Annotated in this window: 17 protein-coding genes; 9 read left to right on the top strand and 8 right to left on the bottom strand. The window is 69.2% G+C overall.

Annotation, left to right across the window (positions count from 1 at the left end; all coding sequences use genetic code 11):
- Positions 1–206: 206 nt before the first annotated feature.
- The 5 genes from MJQ72_RS05635 to MJQ72_RS05615 form a co-directional block, all read right to left on the bottom strand.
- Entirely contained in the window at positions 207–635 is a 429-nt protein-coding gene (locus MJQ72_RS05635; RefSeq protein WP_240598070.1) for a hypothetical protein, read from the bottom strand.
- 184 nt (positions 636–819) lie between these two features.
- Entirely contained in the window at positions 820–2,352 is a 1,533-nt protein-coding gene (locus MJQ72_RS05630) for an alpha/beta hydrolase (RefSeq protein ID WP_240598069.1), read from the bottom strand.
- On the bottom strand, positions 2,352–2,642 hold the full coding sequence (locus MJQ72_RS05625; RefSeq protein WP_240598068.1) for a hypothetical protein: 291 nt from the start codon (positions 2,640–2,642) through the stop codon (positions 2,352–2,354). The genes MJQ72_RS05630 and MJQ72_RS05625 overlap by 1 nt, the downstream gene beginning before the upstream one ends.
- Before the next feature lie 70 nt (positions 2,643–2,712).
- Positions 2,713–3,327, bottom strand: a complete 615-nt coding sequence (gene wrbA, locus MJQ72_RS05620; RefSeq protein WP_240598067.1) for an NAD(P)H:quinone oxidoreductase — start codon at positions 3,325–3,327, stop codon at positions 2,713–2,715.
- Positions 3,328–3,375: 48 nt separating this feature from the next.
- Positions 3,376–4,185, bottom strand: coding sequence for a 1-acyl-sn-glycerol-3-phosphate acyltransferase (locus MJQ72_RS05615; protein ID WP_240598066.1), 810 nt, complete (start codon positions 4,183–4,185; stop codon positions 3,376–3,378).
- A gap of 298 nt (positions 4,186–4,483) precedes the next feature.
- Between MJQ72_RS05615 and MJQ72_RS05610 the strand changes: the two genes are divergently transcribed.
- The 4 genes from MJQ72_RS05610 (at position 4,484) to MJQ72_RS05595 (ending at position 9,215) form a co-directional block, all read left to right on the top strand.
- Positions 4,484–6,811 carry a DNA translocase FtsK gene (locus MJQ72_RS05610; protein WP_240598065.1) on the top strand — a complete coding sequence of 776 codons (2,328 nt, stop codon included), beginning with the start codon at positions 4,484–4,486 and terminating at the stop codon, positions 6,809–6,811.
- Positions 6,812–6,998: 187 nt separating this feature from the next.
- Positions 6,999–8,126: an ATP/GTP-binding protein gene (locus tag MJQ72_RS05605; RefSeq protein ID WP_240598064.1), complete on the top strand. Its 1,128-nt coding sequence runs from the start codon at positions 6,999–7,001 to the stop codon at positions 8,124–8,126.
- Complete coding sequence (locus MJQ72_RS05600; RefSeq protein WP_240598063.1) at positions 8,123–8,698, top strand: RloB family protein; 576 nt, start codon at positions 8,123–8,125, stop codon at positions 8,696–8,698. The genes MJQ72_RS05605 and MJQ72_RS05600 overlap by 4 nt, the downstream gene beginning before the upstream one ends.
- Before the next feature lie 43 nt (positions 8,699–8,741).
- Positions 8,742–9,215 (top strand): hypothetical protein, encoded by a 474-nt coding sequence (locus MJQ72_RS05595; protein WP_240598062.1) that lies wholly within the window; start codon positions 8,742–8,744, stop codon positions 9,213–9,215.
- Here MJQ72_RS05595 and MJQ72_RS05590 read toward each other — a convergent pair.
- Together MJQ72_RS05590 and MJQ72_RS05585 are read right to left on the bottom strand one after the other, a co-directional pair.
- Complete coding sequence (locus MJQ72_RS05590; protein ID WP_240598061.1) at positions 9,212–9,853, bottom strand: nitroreductase family protein; 642 nt, start codon at positions 9,851–9,853, stop codon at positions 9,212–9,214. The genes MJQ72_RS05595 and MJQ72_RS05590 overlap by 4 nt on opposite strands.
- Before the next feature lie 11 nt (positions 9,854–9,864).
- Complete coding sequence (locus MJQ72_RS05585) at positions 9,865–10,710, bottom strand: alpha/beta fold hydrolase (protein ID WP_240598060.1); 846 nt, start codon at positions 10,708–10,710, stop codon at positions 9,865–9,867.
- Between the two features lie 58 nt (positions 10,711–10,768).
- Here MJQ72_RS05585 and MJQ72_RS05580 point away from each other — a divergent pair, with 58 nt between their 5' ends.
- Positions 10,769–11,296 (top strand): ABATE domain-containing protein, encoded by a 528-nt coding sequence (locus MJQ72_RS05580; RefSeq protein WP_240598059.1) that lies wholly within the window; start codon positions 10,769–10,771, stop codon positions 11,294–11,296.
- Between the two features lie 73 nt (positions 11,297–11,369).
- Here the strand turns inward: MJQ72_RS05580 and MJQ72_RS05575 are convergent, their stop codons facing one another.
- Positions 11,370–11,897, bottom strand: a complete 528-nt coding sequence (locus MJQ72_RS05575; RefSeq protein ID WP_240598058.1) for an amino-acid N-acetyltransferase — start codon at positions 11,895–11,897, stop codon at positions 11,370–11,372.
- An 88-nt stretch (positions 11,898–11,985) separates the two neighbouring features.
- Here MJQ72_RS05575 and rimO point away from each other — a divergent pair, with 88 nt between their 5' ends.
- The 4 genes from rimO to MJQ72_RS05555 all read left to right on the top strand — a co-directional run bounded on the left by rimO (position 11,986) and on the right by MJQ72_RS05555 (position 15,081).
- Positions 11,986–13,434: a 30S ribosomal protein S12 methylthiotransferase RimO gene (rimO, locus tag MJQ72_RS05570; protein ID WP_240598057.1), complete on the top strand. Its 1,449-nt coding sequence runs from the start codon at positions 11,986–11,988 to the stop codon at positions 13,432–13,434.
- Positions 13,431–14,072, top strand: coding sequence for a CDP-diacylglycerol--glycerol-3-phosphate 3-phosphatidyltransferase (gene pgsA, locus MJQ72_RS05565; protein ID WP_240598056.1), 642 nt, complete (start codon positions 13,431–13,433; stop codon positions 14,070–14,072). Before rimO ends, pgsA begins: the two co-directional genes overlap by 4 nt.
- On the top strand, positions 14,069–14,530 hold the full coding sequence (locus MJQ72_RS05560) for a CinA family protein (RefSeq protein ID WP_240598055.1): 462 nt from the start codon (positions 14,069–14,071) through the stop codon (positions 14,528–14,530). Before pgsA ends, MJQ72_RS05560 begins: the two co-directional genes overlap by 4 nt.
- A 101-nt stretch (positions 14,531–14,631) precedes the next feature.
- Positions 14,632–15,081 (top strand): helix-turn-helix domain-containing protein, encoded by a 450-nt coding sequence (locus tag MJQ72_RS05555; protein WP_043847994.1) that lies wholly within the window; start codon positions 14,632–14,634, stop codon positions 15,079–15,081.
- The last annotated feature ends 2 nt before the right edge of the window (positions 15,082–15,083 follow it).

Below are 15,083 nucleotides of genomic sequence, written 5' to 3'. Positions count from 1 at the left end.
CACGAGCGGTCCTGGCTGCGGATGGGCCACTGGGCAGGTCCGTGAAGGCCTCCTTGAGGGACTCTGGGTCCCTCAAGGAGGCCTTCACGGACTTGATGATCGCCACGAGCGTCCCATATGCACCAGCAGCCACGGCGCCTGCGCGTGAAGGCCCCTTCCCTCGGCTCAGCCGAGGAAACTCGACCTTCACGTACTTGGGCGAGCGGTCAGAAGGAGGTGCCGCCGTCGGTCCAGTTCGTCTGGGCGAAGTCCTCGTCGTCGACGGGAGCGCGACGCGGTTTGCGTACCGGCTCCGGCTCCGGGGGAGCGGCGACCGGCTGTTCGGGCTCGGCGGTTTCGAGGGCCTGGGGTTCGGGGGTGCCGTTCGGCCAGACACAGGGGGAGGTGGCGCCGACGTAGAACTTGCCGAGGTCGTTCGCCTGCACGGTCATGTCGAAGGCGTCCGCCTTGTTCCTGACGAACACGTATTGATCTTTAGGCCGCGAATCCGTCAGGACCGCGAAGTCGTGAGCCGACCACCACTGGACGATCGCGTCGAAGTATTCGCCGAACCGTGCGGGTTCGAGGCCGGTGATCTCGTAGGTCGCGGAGATCTCGAAGCGTCCTTGGGGCCGTCGTCGGTGGGATCGGTGCATTCCGACCTGTGCTGGGTGAACGGTTTCCGTTCCGCGGAGCCGGGCAGCGCGGCGACCACGGCCTCGATGTACTGCTCGACCCTGTCTTTCGCCTCGTGTTCGGTGATGGTCGGTTTCACGGCGTCTCCACCTCCGGAGGAACAAGCGGACAAGAGCACGAGAAGAGCGGTCAGGAGCGGGAGTTTCACGAGGAGGGCTTCCCGGCGATGATCAAGCCGAGATTCCGGAGTGACGGGTTGTTGTCTTCCCAGTATTCGCTGTGCGCTTCCTTGCTGTACCCGCCCCACCCGTCCGTGCCCGGCGCCGAGGTGAACACCTGCCCGCCGAAGTCCGCGTCGGTCGGGTCCTGGCCGAGGATCGGGTCGTATCCGGCGATTTCGAGGTTCGCCAGGTTGATCATGTCGTGCTCGGCCACCGTCGCGTGCACGTGCTTGCCGATCTCGTCCTGATTCACCCCGTCGAGACGCAGTTCGCTCACGTCGTGCGCGCCGACGCCGGGGCTCGCCACGAAGACCAGTTCGTCCGCGGCGAGGCCACCGTCGACGGCGGCGTGCCCGACGACGGTGGTGCCGTAGCTGTGCCCCATCACCGTGTTGTGCGAGGGCGGCCCTTGATGCGTTTCCCGTAGCCCGTCTTGGAATTGCGCGAGGGCCGCCTTGCCGCCGTCGGCGTACTCGGCGCTCGCGGCGTCGGTGATCTCGTTCGGCGCGTCGTAGCCGAGCCAGGTGATCACGGCGGTCGAGGGCGAGCCCGACGTGGTCGCCGCGGCCCACATCTTGTCGGACCGGTTGAGATCGCCGCCGATTTTCGACAACTCCGAACCGGTCCCCGGCACGTATGTCGCCACGTTCACCGCGGTGTCGGGATTCCCCGCGGACACGATCGCCTTCCCGTCGCCGCCGGTGTCCAGCCCCAGCAGGAACGCCCGCGGCTCCGACCGGTCCAGCCGCTGTTGGATGGCTTCGAGTCCCTTGAGTTTGGGATCACCTTGCAGCCGCGCGATCTCGCGGGCGAGGACGGCGCGGTTGGCGGCGTCGCGGTCGGCCGCCGGAATGCCGTCGAGATTCCCGATGAGCCCGGGATTTCCTTGCAGCAGGGCGACTTTCGCCGTGTCCGACAGGCTCGCCCACCAGGCCTTGTTGTCACCGGGAGTGCCGTTCTCCGGCGGGCCGATGATCGACAGGCCGCTTTGCGCGGCTCCGGCGTCGGCCGCTTGGGCGAGCGTGCCGCCACCCTGCTCGGTGATCTCGCCCCGCAGCGCGCGGCGCAGGATCTCGGCGAAATCGGCGTCGACGTCGGTCGCGCGGCGCAGGCCCTGTTCGACCCTGTCGGCCAGTTCCGCCATCACGCGAGCCTGGTCAGGCCGCGCGACGCCGACGGTGATCTCGCCACCGGCACCGATGGCCAGGCCGTTCCGGTGGGCCAGTTCGTCGGTCTCCCGCACGAACGCGACGATCCGGTCCAGCGCGATCTGCACCTCGTGCGCGCCCCGCCGGACCGCGGACGCCCCGGCGACGAGCCGCTCCAAGGTCGACGTCAGCGATTCGCCCCGCGTCGACGCGGCGATGGCGGCGTCGCCGGTCCAGCCCGTGAAGCGCGCCATGGCTTCGACGTCGTCGTTCGCGGCGACGATCCGGGTGCACCCGTCGTTGAGCGCGTCGGCGACCTCGCCGATCGCGGCCGGATCCCACCGGCGCACGTCTCCCCAGGTGAGCATCAGACGGGGAGTTCCCGTGACGCCGCCAGCTCGTTGGCGCGGTAGCGGACGGCCGCCGCGTCGAGCCGTTCGGCGTAGTCCGCGGTGTTCCCGGCCCATCCGGGCACCGCGCGGCCCCAGGCGTCCGCGAGCAGCCGGGCCGCTTCACCGGAAACGCCGCCCGGCAAACCCGTCGCGACGCCGGCGAGCGTGGCCGCGAGGTCCACCTTCCCGACATCGGCCGAAGCCCTTCTCGCCGCGCTTGACGCCGCGCCGATCGCCCCCAGAGCCACCTCGTACCCGCCGGTCATCCCGCTTCCTCCCCGTAGCGTGACGCTGTGTGACCACTCTACGACGCGGGAGAAGGCCGCGCGGTTCCCTTCACCCGTCCTTGAAGAGCCCGTCGGCGATGTAGCGCGAGACGGTGGCGAGCCGTCGCCCCTGCAGACGGAGGGCGTCGAGGGCGAGATCGTCGGGCTCGGCGGACTTGCGCGAGACGAACGAGCCACCGTACGGATTGCCCGATTCGAGCAGTCGCGGATCGGTGTAGCCGAGCGGCAGGACGATGGCGCCCCAGTGGTAGAAGATGTTGTTCGTCGCGAGCACGGTCGATTCGAGCCCGCCGTGCGCGGTGGACGCGGTGGTGAACGACGTCGCGACCTTGTTCACGAGCTTTCCCTTGGCCCACAGCCCGCCCGTACTGTCCAAAAAGGACTTCAGTTGCGCGGCGGGGCCACCGAACCGGGTCGGGCTGCCCGCCGCGAAACCGTCGGCCCACTCCAGGTCTTCCAGCGTCGCCGTCTCGTGGTGCGGCCCTGCGTCCACCCACGCCTGCCAGCGCGGATTGCTCGCCACCGCACCGGGCGGGGCGGTTTCGGGAACCGTGCGGACGCGGACGTCGGCTTCGGCCTCGCGGGCGCCGCCGGCCAGCGCCGACGCCAGTTTCGCGGTGTTGCCGGTCGCGCTGTAGTAGACGACGAGGATGCGGGTGCTCACGTCCGCCGACCCTAGGCGAGCGTGAGCCCCCGTCTCAGGATCCGGAACTCAGTGCTTCTTCCAGGGGCTGACGGTGTCCGTCGGCCGCGTCGGGTCGTGGAACCGGGGCTTGTCCAGTTCGTCGCGGCGCAGCGGGACCAGGCCGTCGGTGATCGCCTGCATGATCTTGGCGTGCGCTCGGACCCCGGCGCCCGGCCGCTCCGGCTCGACCTCCGACAGGTCGACAGGGTCGCCGAAGTGCACCTTGAACCGCGGCCGCCGCATGGGCGCGCTCAGCCCGGACTTGGCGAGCGGCACCAGATCGGCGGGGCCGTTGACGGTCTCCGTCCCCCAGTAGACGGCCTCGTGCGCGCCCCACTGGCTGATCGGGATCACCGGCACCCCGGCGGCCAGCGCCAGCCGCGCCGCGCCGGTCTTGCCCCGCTCCGGCCACAGGCCGGGGTCGTGGCTGATCCGGCCCTCGGGGTAGACGATCAGCGGGTCGCGGGTGGTCCGCAGTGCTTCGGCGGCTTCGGCGAACTGGCCGACGGCCGTCGACGCCTCTTTGCGGTCGACCCGCAGGTGACCGCTGACCCGCAGCGCCGGGCCGATGACCGGTGCGTCGAGGATGCCGCCCGCCAGCATGAACCGCGGGTTGATGCCGATCCGTTTGCAGGCCGCCATCAGCACGAACGCGTCGAACACGCCGATGTGGTTGGCCGTCATGAGCAGGGGCCGCCGTCGCAGTTCCGCCGAAACACCGCCGGTGACGGTCAGTTTGCCGACGAAGTTGACCAGCCCCCGGTCGATGTTCAGCATCGTGCGCCAGATGGCCGGGGCGCGGCGAGCCGAATTATCCTCCTGATGCAGCGCGAACATGGGGCAGAGCATGTCATGAACCCCTTTTCACCCGGATGGCCGCTCAAGCTGTGACCTGAGACGAATGTTCCGGATGTGCTCCGAGTGGCAGCCGGGGCTGGAGGGTCGAGGCGGTTACCGTGGAGACATGGCTAGCGGGTCGACGACCAGGAAGCGGAGTACGGCGCGAAGCGGCGGCAGCAAGGGGCCGGCGCGAAAGCCGCGTACCCCGGCGAAGCCCAGGTCAACGGCTGCGAGGAAGCCCGCTCCACGGCGACCGGCGCCGCGGAAGCGCTCGTCCGGCACGTTCGCCAAAGGCGTGCGCGGCACCTGGAACCTGCTCGCGAAGGGCCTCGGCACCCTCGCCCGTACGGTCGGCCGCGGCCGCGAACTGGAACCCGAGCACCGTCGCGACGGTCTCGCCCTCGGTCTCATCGCGCTGGCGCTGGTGATCGCGTTCGGTGTCTGGTGGCGGGCCGCCGGCCCGATCGGCGGCTGGGTCGAGGTCGGCACCCGTTCCCTGCTGGGCGCCGGGGCGGTGACGCTGCCGCTGGTGCTCACCGTGGTGGCCGTCGCGCTGATGCGGTCCGAGCCGGTGCCCGAGGCCCGGCCGCGGATGGTCATCGGCACCCTGCTGGTGGTCCTGGCGGTACTCGGCCTGCTGCACATCTTCACCGCGCTGCCCGAGACCAACGACGGCCGGATGTACGCCGGCGGGGTGATCGGCGCGTTCTCCGGCGGCCTGCTGACCATGGGCGTCACCACGTGGGTCGCGGTGCCGCTGCTGGTGCTTGCGCTGCTGTTCGGCACGCTCGTGTTCACCGGGACGCCGGTCCGGGAGATCCCGCACCGCCTGCGGAACTGGGGTCTCGACCCCGAAGAGATCGAAGAGGCCGAGGCCGAGCGCAAGGCCATCCACGAGGAACGCGACGCCGTCACCGAGGCCGATCCGAAGTCGGTCCGCCTGCGGAAGCCGTCGCGCCGCCGCCAGGCTTCGGCCGACCAGGAGGGCGAGCAGCTCGACATCGAGGCCGCGCTGGCCGAAGCGCCGACGCCGCTGCGCCCGCCGAAGCCCGCTCCCAAGCCTGTCGAAGAGAAGAAGCCGAAGAAGGCCGAGGCGCCGCTGGCGGTCACTAGGACCGTCGAGGGCGACTACAAGCTCCCGCCGCCGGACCTGCTGAAGCTCGGCGACGCGCCGAAGTCCCGCAGCAAGGCCAACGACGCCATGATCGAGGCGATCACCGGCGTGCTGGAGCAGTTCAACGTCGACGCGCAGGTCACCGGCTTCACGCGGGGGCCGACGGTCACCCGGTACGAGGTCGAGCTCGGCCCCGGCGTGAAGGTCGAGAAGATCACCGCGCTGACCAAGAACATCGCCTACGCGGTGGCGACCGACAACGTCCGGCTGCTGGCGCCGATCCCCGGCAAATCCGCCGTCGGTATCGAGGTGCCGAACTCCGACCGCGAGATGGTGCGCCTCGGCGACGTGCTGCGCGCGCCGTCGACGGTCAAGGACAACCACCCGATGGTCATCGGGCTCGGCAAGGACATCGAGGGCCATTTCGTCACCGCGAACCTGACGAAGATGCCGCACCTGCTGGTGGCGGGGTCCACCGGTTCCGGTAAGTCGAGCTTCGTGAACTCGATGCTGGTGTCGCTGCTGGCGCGGTCGACGCCGGACGAGTGCCGGATGATCCTGATCGACCCGAAGATGGTCGAGCTGACCCCGTACGAGGGCATCCCGCACCTGATCACGCCCATCATCACCCAGCCGAAGAAGGCCGCCGCGGCGCTGGCCTGGCTGGTGGAGGAGATGGAGCAGCGCTATCAGGACATGCAGGTCAACAAGGTCCGGCACATCGACGACTACAACAAGAAGGTGCGCTCGGGCGAGATCACCGCGCCGCCGGGCAGCGAGCGCGTCTACCAGCCGTACCCGTACATCATGGCCATCGTCGACGAGCTCGCCGACCTCATGATGACCGCCCCGCGCGACGTCGAGGACGCGATCGTCCGGATCACCCAGAAGGCGCGTGCCGCCGGTATCCACCTGGTGCTGGCGACCCAGCGTCCGTCGGTCGACGTCGTGACCGGCCTGATCAAGACGAACGTGCCGTCGCGGCTGGCGTTCGCGACCTCGTCGCTCACCGACTCGCGGGTCATCCTCGACCAGCCGGGCGCGGAGAAGCTCATCGGTATGGGTGATGCGCTATACCTGCCGATGGGTGCCGGGAAACCGGTCCGCATCCAGGGCGCCTTCGTCGGCGACGAAGAGATCTCCGCGGTGGTGAACTTCGCCAAGGAGCAGGCACAGCCGGACTACCAGGACGGCGTCACCGCGGCGAAGGCGGGCGAGAAGAAGGAGATCGACTCCGACATCGGCGACGACCTCGACGTGCTGTTGCAGGCGGCTGAGCTGATCGTCACCTCGCAGTTCGGCTCGACGTCGATGCTGCAGCGGAAGCTGCGGGTCGGCTTCGCCAAGGCCGGGCGGCTGATGGACCTGCTGGAAAGCCGGGGTGTCGTCGGTCCTTCGGAGGGCTCGAAGGCGCGGGACGTGCTGATCAAGCCGGAGGAGCTGGAGTCGGTGCTGTTCATGATCCGCGGCGGCGGGGACGGAGGAGGCGGAGACATCTCCGACGACTGAACCCGGCCCTGGATGATGCTTCAGGCCGTTCTGTGCGGTTTACTGGCATGGAACGGCCTGAAACTTTGCCAGGGAGGTGGTCAGGGTGCTCCGGAGCTTTCGGTTGGGCAACCATCGCTCGTTCCGTGACGAGCATGAGCTGCTCCTGATGCCCGCGATGCCGGGGGACGACCGCCCGGTGGTTCCGGTGGCGGCCATCTACGGGGCGAACGCCTCGGGCAAGTCGAACCTGCTCGACGGGCTGACCTACATGGCGGTCGGAGTGCTGACGTCGAAACTTCTCGGCGCTTGGCCACGCAGCGTATTCCGGTTGGATCCCCAAGCGGTGGAGCGGCCGTCGACGTTCGTGATCGAAATCCTTGCCGAAGGAACGCGGTACACGTACGGCTTCCGAGCGAGTGACGATGCGGTCGTCGAGGAATGGCTGTATGCCTATCCCGAAAAGCGTCGGCGGGTGGTGTTCGAGCGAACGGGAGACGACCTTCGATTCGGTTCCACTTCGGCGAGTTTGAAGAGTAAGTTCGCCGCTCTGGAAGAGTTGATCCGTGGTGACGTGCTCTTGCTGAGCTTCTGCTCCGGACTCGAACTCGGCCCGTTGATGCCGGTGTATCGCTGGTTCGAGCAATCTCTCCGGATCGTGTCGGCCGAGGGGACGTGGGCTTCCGACGACGTGGGGAGCCGAGTGGGCCATTTCCTGCAACGCGACGCACGCAATAGCCACCGGTTGCTGTCCTTGCTCACCGCCGCTGATGTGGGAATCGCGGATGTCCTCGCGGAGCAGGTCGATGAGGCGCCGAGCCAACGGGACGTGCGGCTCCTGACAGGGCGGGGTGCCGGTTCCGTATCCGGGCCACGATGGAGGCTGAGGTTCTGGCACGGTGATGCCGAATCACCGTTCGAACTGCACGACGAGTCCGCTGGGACCAGGAATTGGCTCAGGCTCATCCCGACCGTTCTGGACGCGCTCGACGAAGCGCAGGTTCTCGTCGTCGACGAGATCGACTCGAGCCTGCATCCGATGCTGACCGCGAAGCTCGTGAGCCTCTTTCAGTCCGAAGTGACCAACCCCAACGGCGCCCAGCTCGTCTTCACCACCCACGACACGAGTCTCCAGGGCACCATGCTCGGTGGCAGCGTCCTGGAACGGGACCAGATCTGGTTCGTCGACAAGAACACCGCGGGCGCCAGCGAGCTGTATCCGCTCACGGACTTCAAACCGCGCAAAGACCAGAACACCGAACGGCGTTATCTCGCTGGTAGCTACGGGGCCGTGCCGGTACTGGGCGACTTCACCGAGGCAGTGCTGGGCAGATGACCCGCCGGGAGAACAGCGGTCGGCGGCGATCGGCGTTCCGGGAACAGCGAACGTCGATGCTCGTCGTCTGCGGTGCCGAGGCCACGGAGCCCGCGTACTTCGAAGGACTCAAACGGGCTCGTCGCAACCCCGCTATCACGATCAAGATCAAAGCGAAGCGCGGAGACCCGGAAGCCGTGGTCAAGTACGCGGCGGGGATGCGCGATCGCGCGGAGGGAACGCACGACGAGGTGTGGTGCGTGGTCGATGTCGACGAGTTCGACCTCGACAAGGCGGCGACGACCGCGCGCAGGCTTCAGGTCAACCTGGCGATCTCGAACCCCTGTTTCGAGTTCTGGCTGTTGTTGCATTTCGAGGCCTGTTCGGCGCCGCTGACGTGCTACGGCGACGTCGCGAAACGCCTGATCAAGCACGTGCCGGGCTTCAGCAAGTCGGCGTTGCGGTTCGCGGATTACGAGAGCGGGGTCGGATCCGCCGTCCAGCGCGCGAAGAAACACGACGTCGAGCTGGGTTTCGAGCACGGCCACAACCCGTCCACGGGCGTCTGGGCCTTGGTCGAAAAGATCAGCTGAAGACCGATGCAACGGACCGGAGCCTCCGCTACGTCCTTAGCCCGTGGACCTCAAGAAGCTGCTCGTCGTCTTCTGCGCACTGGCCGGCCTCGCCTGCGGAGCCGGCAGCTCCTCCGCGCGCGAACAACCGGCGCCGGCCCAGCCCCCGGCGGCCCAGCCCGCGCCGGTGCAGCGGCCTCAGCCGGCCAGCGACGCTCAGGACAGCGTCGAGCTGGGGGAGACCGTCGTCCTCAAGACCGGTGACACGGCCGAAGTCGCGTCGAAGGACGTCAGTATCCGCTTCGCTCGCCTGATGTCCGATTCCCGCTGCGCCACGGGAATGGTCTGCGTCTGGGAAGGGGAGGCCGTGGTCGAGCTGACCTTGGCCGAACCGGGACGCGGTGAGCGGACGACGGCGGCCCTCGCCTCCACCGGACGTGGTGGCAGGCAGTCCGTCGAGTTCGCCGCCTGCCGGGTGGACCTGGTCGCCGTGAGTTCGGGGGGCGACCAGGTCACCCTGCGGGTGTCCAAGGCTTAAAGCGGATTGCCCCAGCCGTCGAGATAGGCGACCTCGGACAGCGGCACGCGCGCCGCGGGTTTGAAGTCCGGCACTGTCGTGTAGGCGACGGGCAGCAGCCCGGCCTGCGTGACGCCGGACGGGATGCCGAGGATCTCGGCCGCCTCCGCCTCGTGGGTCAGGTGGTACGTCGTGAGTGTCGAGCCGAGGCCTCGTGACCGCAGCGCCAGCTGGAAGTTCCACACCGCCGGGAAGATCCCGCCGTAGAAGGCGGCGTCGGTCGCGTTGTCGCCGCTCGGCCTGCCGGTCAGGCACGGGATGACGAACACGGGCACCCGGTCGATCACGTCGATCAGGTGCTGCCCCGAAGCGAACGCCCGCGCCACCAAAGGCTCGGTGATGGCCTCGCCCAGCGCCGCCGCGTTCGTCTCCAGGTACGCCTTTCCGGCCCGCCGGAACAGCTCGGACAGCCGGTCCTTCACACCCTGATCCCGCACGACGAGCCATCGCCATGCCTGCTGGTTGCCCGGTGTGGGCGCCTGCAGCGCGAGCCGCAGGCATTCGTCGAGCACTTCGGGTTCCACCGGCCGGTCCAGGTCGAGTTTGCGGCGGACCGCTCGTGTCGTGCTCAGCAGGTGGTCGGTGACCGTGGTGTCCATATGCCGCCCTTCTAGAGATGCGCCGCCAGGAAGCGGTCGATCAGCTCGCTGATCGGTTCGAGGTCCTCTTCCAGCGCGAAGTGCCCGGTGTCGAAGAGGTGGACCTCCGCCGAGGGGACATCATTCCGGAAAGCCTCGGCTCCCGCCGGGACGAAGAACGGGTCGTTACGACCCCACACGGCGAGCACGGGCGGCTGGGCTTCGCGCAGCCACGCCTGGAACTTCGGGTACGCGGGCGGGTTGTTCCGGTAGTCCCAGAACAGGTCCAGCATCGCCTCCGCGCGCCCGGGACGCTCCAGGAAGTACTGGTCCAGCAGGTAGTTCGCGGGATCGATGGTCTCCGGATCGCGGGCGCCGGTGTACTGGTACTCGATCTGGTCCGGTTCGAGGATCTTCTCGAACCCGCGCCGCGCCTCGGCTTCGTCGGTGAGGGAGGGGAAGTCCGGCATCGCCGGGCCGAGCCCCTCGACGTAGGCGTTGCCGTTCTGCGTGATCAGCGCCGTGATCTGGGACGGCCGCGAGACGGCCAGCCGCAGGCCCGTCGGGGCACCGAAATCGAAGACGTAGAGCGCGTACCGCCGCAGTTCCAGCGCGTCCACGAACTCGCCGACGACCTCCGCGAGCCGGTCGAAGGTGAACGTGAAGCCCTCGGGCGTGACAGTCTGCCCGAAGCCCGGCAGGTCCGGGGCGATGAGCCGCCACCGTCCGGCGAGACGCCGCATCAACCGAACGAACTGGTGCGAAGACGTCGGGAAGCCGTGCAGCAGAAGCAAAACGGGCGCTTCGGGGTCACCGGCTTCGCGATAGAAGACCTCGACGTCGCCGAGTTTGACGGAACGGTGCCGGATGGTCGCCATGAACACTCCCTAATGGTTAAAACTGTCTCGAACCATTAGTACCTGATAGTGTCAAGGCATGCTCGATCTCGACTCGCTTCCCGGTGACGATCTCGCGGTGAACCTCGCCGACACGGTCATGCTGGCCGTCTCGCCGTCGGTCGATCTGCTTGACGACGGCCATGCGAAGTTCTGGGCGACACAGGCGCTGCCCGAGGGCGCCCGGGCACCGTCGGCCGAGCAGACGAGGCGGCTGCGTTCGGCGGTGCGCGAGCTGCTGGAAGCGGTCGTGGCGGCGCGGGAGCCCGAGGCGTGGGCGGTGGAGCGGGTGAACGCGGCCGCGGCCGCCGTCCCGACCAGCCCGCGGCTGACCGCCGAGGGCGCGGAGACCTGCTGGCACGGCGAGGACGGCGGCGAGATCGCCCTCGCCGCGGTCGCGGTCGCGGCGATCGACCTCGTGTCCGGGCCGCGTGCCGCTCGGCTGCGGCGATGCGGCGCGCACGATTGCTCGATGCTGTTCGTGGCGGCCAACAGCAGGCGCGTGTGGTGCACGCCGTCGCTGTGCGGCAACCGGGTGCGGGTCGCCAGGCACGCGAAGAAGGGCTGAAAGCGTCCTTCACCGCATGTGATGCGGTGAAAGCGCCCTTCACCGCGTCCTATGCGGGGAAAGCGCCCTTCAGCTACAGCTCCAGCAGCATCCGGCTGTTGCCCAAGGTGTTCGGCTTCACGTACGGCAGGTCGAGGAACTCCGCGACGCCCGGATCGGCCGAGCGCCGCATCTCCTCGTAGACCTCCTGTGTCACCGGAGTGCCGTCGATCTCGACGAACCCGTGTCCGGCGAAGAAGTGGGTCTCGAAGGTCAGCACGAACAGCCGCTTCAGCCCGATCTCGCGGGCGAAATCGATCAGCTGCGCCACCAGCGCGTGCCCGATGCCGCGACCCCGGGAGTCCTTGTCGACCGCGATGGTGCGCAGCTCGGCGATGTCCTCCCACAGGACGTGGAGCGCGCCGCAGCCGAGCACGTCGTCGCCGTCCTCGACCACCCAGAACTCCTGGACGCTCTCGTAGAGGGTGACGAGTTCCTTCTCCAGCAGCACCGTCCCGGCGTCGGAGTCGACCAGCGCCTTGATCTTGCGGACGTCCGCGATCCGCGCCCGGCGGACGGTGGGGCGGCGGTGTGGGAGAGGGTCTGAGGGCACGTCCACCATTAAGCCATCCCCGGCGCCCGGCCCGGCCGAGGGCTCGCCCGAGCGAGCGATCGCCGACCCCGCGAACAGGCCAGCTACCCTAAGGCACGTGCCTTCTCCCACCACTGATCCTGTCGCCACCCGTCGCGTTTCCTTGTTGACCCTCGGTTGCGCCCGCAACGAGGTCGATTCCGAGGAACTCGCCGGACGGCTGGCGGCGGGCGGCTGGGAGCTCGCCGCCGAGCCCGAGGACTCCGACGTCGTGGTCGTCAACACCTGCGGCTTCGTCGAGTCCGCCAAGAAGGACTCCGTCGACACGCTGCTCGCGGCCTCCGACACCGGCAAGAAGGTCGTCGCCGTCGGCTGCATGGCCGAGCGCTACGGCAACGAGCTGGCCGAGAGCCTGCCGGAGGCCGACGCGGTCCTGGGCTTCGACCACTACGCGGACCTCGCCGAGCGTCTCGACGACGTCGTGGCCGGCCGCAAGGTCGAGTCGCACACGCCGTCCGACCGCCGCAAGCTGCTGCCGATCAGCCCGGTCCAGCGTCCGACCGCCGCCGAGTCGGTCGAGGTGCCGGGGCACGCGCAGCACGGCTGGGGCCCGCGGGTGCTGCGGACCAGGCTCGACACCTCCCCGGTCGCCGCGCTGAAGATCGCCTCCGGGTGCGACCGTCGCTGTTCGTTCTGCGCGATCCCGTCGTTCCGCGGGTCGTTCGTGTCGCGGCAGCCGGACGAGATCGTCGCCGAGGCGATGTGGCTCGCGGAGAACGGCGTCAAGGAGGTCTTCCTCGTCTCGGAGAACTCCACCTCCTACGGCAAGGACTTCGGCCGCGACGGCGCCCGCGCGCTGGAGCTGCTGGTGCCGCGCCTGGCCGCGGTTCCCGGGATCGAACGCGTCCGCGTCTCGTACCTGCAGCCCGCCGAGACGCGCCCCGGCCTGGTCAAGGCCATCGCGACCACCCCGGGCGTCGCCGACTACTTCGACCTGTCCTTCCAGCACTCCAGCGAGACCGTGCTGCGCCGCATGCGCCGCTTCGGCTCGACGGATTCGTTCCTCGCGCTGTGCGACCAGATCCGGGAGCACTCGCCCAACGCCGGCATCCGCACCAACGTCATCGTCGGGTTCCCCGGCGAGACCGAGGAGGACCTCGCCGAGCTGGAGCGCTTCCTGAACGGCGCCCGCCTGGACGCGGTCGGCGTCTTCGGTTACTCCGACGAGGACGGCACCGAGGCCGAGACCTTCGACGGCAAACTCGACGAGTCCGTCGTGGCCGAGCGGGTCGCGCGGATCTCCGCGCTGGTCGAGGAGCTGACCTCGCAGCGGGCCGAAGACCGCATCGGGGACTTCGTCGCCGTCCTGATCGAGCAGGCGGAGGACGGCGAGGACCCGATCGGCCGCGCCGCGCACCAGGCCCCCGAGGTCGACGGCGAATGCGTCCTGATCGAGACCGAAGACCTGCCGAAGCTCGCGGTGGGCGATTTCGTCCGCTGCGAGGTCGTCGACTCCGAGGGTGTCGACCTGATCGTGCGGCCCGCGCCGCCCGAGGCCGACCGGTGAATGCCGCCCCGAGCGACGCCGGGGCCGGTGAGGGGACGGGCGGTGAGCACGCCAGGGTTCCCGAGGCCACCCCGGTCCCGACCCTGAACCTGGCGAACCTGCTGACGATGTCGCGGCTGGTGCTGGTGCCGCTGTTCGTGCTGGCGCTGTTCGCCGGTGACGGGGAGGACACGTTCTGGCGCGCGATCGCCACCGCGCTGTTCGCGATCGCGTCGTTCACCGACCAGGTCGACGGCTGGGTCGCGCGCAAGTACGGGCTGATCACCGACTTCGGCAAGATCGCCGACCCGATCGCGGACAAGGCGCTGATCGGCGCCGCGCTGATCGGGCTGAGCGTGCTCGGCGAGCTGGGCTGGTGGGTCACCATCGTCATCGCGGTCCGCGAGATCGGCGTGACGCTGCTGCGGTTCTGGGTGATCCGGCACGGCGTCATCCCGGCGAGCCGGGGCGGCAAGGCCAAGACGCTCGCGCAGATCGCGGCCATCACCGCGTACCTGCTGCCCCTGCCCGCCTCCGCCGAGCCGGTGCGCTGGGTGCTGATGGGGCTCGCGCTCGTGCTGACCGTCGTGACGGGGCTCGACTACGTCGTGCGCGCGGTCCGGCTGCGCGCCGCCGGAAGGCGTGCCGCCGGAGCATGAAACCTGAGACCTTGATCACTCACCTGATCGAGCGCGGGGAGACGGTGGCGACGGCCGAGTCGCTGACCGCCGGGCTGGTCTGCGCGACGCTGACCGAGGTCCCCGGATCGAGTGCCGTCGTACGGGGCGGGCTGGTGGTCTACGCCACCGACCTCAAGGCGAAGCTGGCCGGCGTCGACGAAGACCTTCTCGCCGCGCATGGCGCCGTTCATCCCGAGGTCGCGGCGCAGTTGGCCGCCGGCGCGCGGGATCGGTGCGGCGCCACCTGGGGCCTCGGCCTGACCGGTGTCGCGGGTCCGGACGGTCAGGACGGGGTCGCGCCCGGCACCGTCCACGTCGGTCTCGCCGGGCCGGACGTCCTCACCGTCCGTACGCTGGACTTGAGCGGTGATCGAGCCTCGGTCAGGGCAGGTGCCGTCTCCGGCGCGTTCGCCCTGCTGGGGGAACATCTCGCATGATCGCCGCGTTCGCCCTTGGCGTATTGCCGTGTCAACACCTGCGCCCAGGGCACCGCTCTGGGTAACGTAGGGGGTAGTCAGTCCTGGAAGGGAGGCGCGTGATGACCGTGCTGTTGCGCGAGGCGATCGGCGACCGGCTCCGACACGCCCGCACGAACCAGCGTCGAACGCTGCGGGACATCTCCCGCGCCGCCAGGGTGAGCCTCGGATACCTGTCCGAGGTCGAGCGCGGGCAGAAGGAGGCGTCCAGCGAGCTGCTGGCGTCCATTTGCGAGGCCCTGGACCTTCCGCTGGGCGAACTCCTGCACAAGGTCGCGGCGGACGTCTCGGCGATGGACAACGTCGAGGTCGCCCCGGTGGACGAGAAGGTCGAAGCGGGCAAGCGGCGCGCTCCGGAGCGGGAAAGCGCCGAAGCGGGCGAGCTCGAAGGCGGCCGTCTGGTGTCCGAGCTGATCGGCAACGATCTGGCCGACCTGCGGATCTCGCCGCCGCCGCGGATGAGCCCGACGCTGCGGACGACGATCTCCGCTCCGAAGATGGTCGCCGCCTAGCA

Source organism: Amycolatopsis sp. EV170708-02-1 (assembly GCF_022479115.1).
In the GTDB taxonomy this organism is placed as follows: Bacteria; Actinomycetota; Actinomycetes; order Mycobacteriales; family Pseudonocardiaceae; genus Amycolatopsis.
Note: the sequence above shows the minus strand (reverse complement) of the source record. Positions and strands in the feature narration are given on the sequence as shown.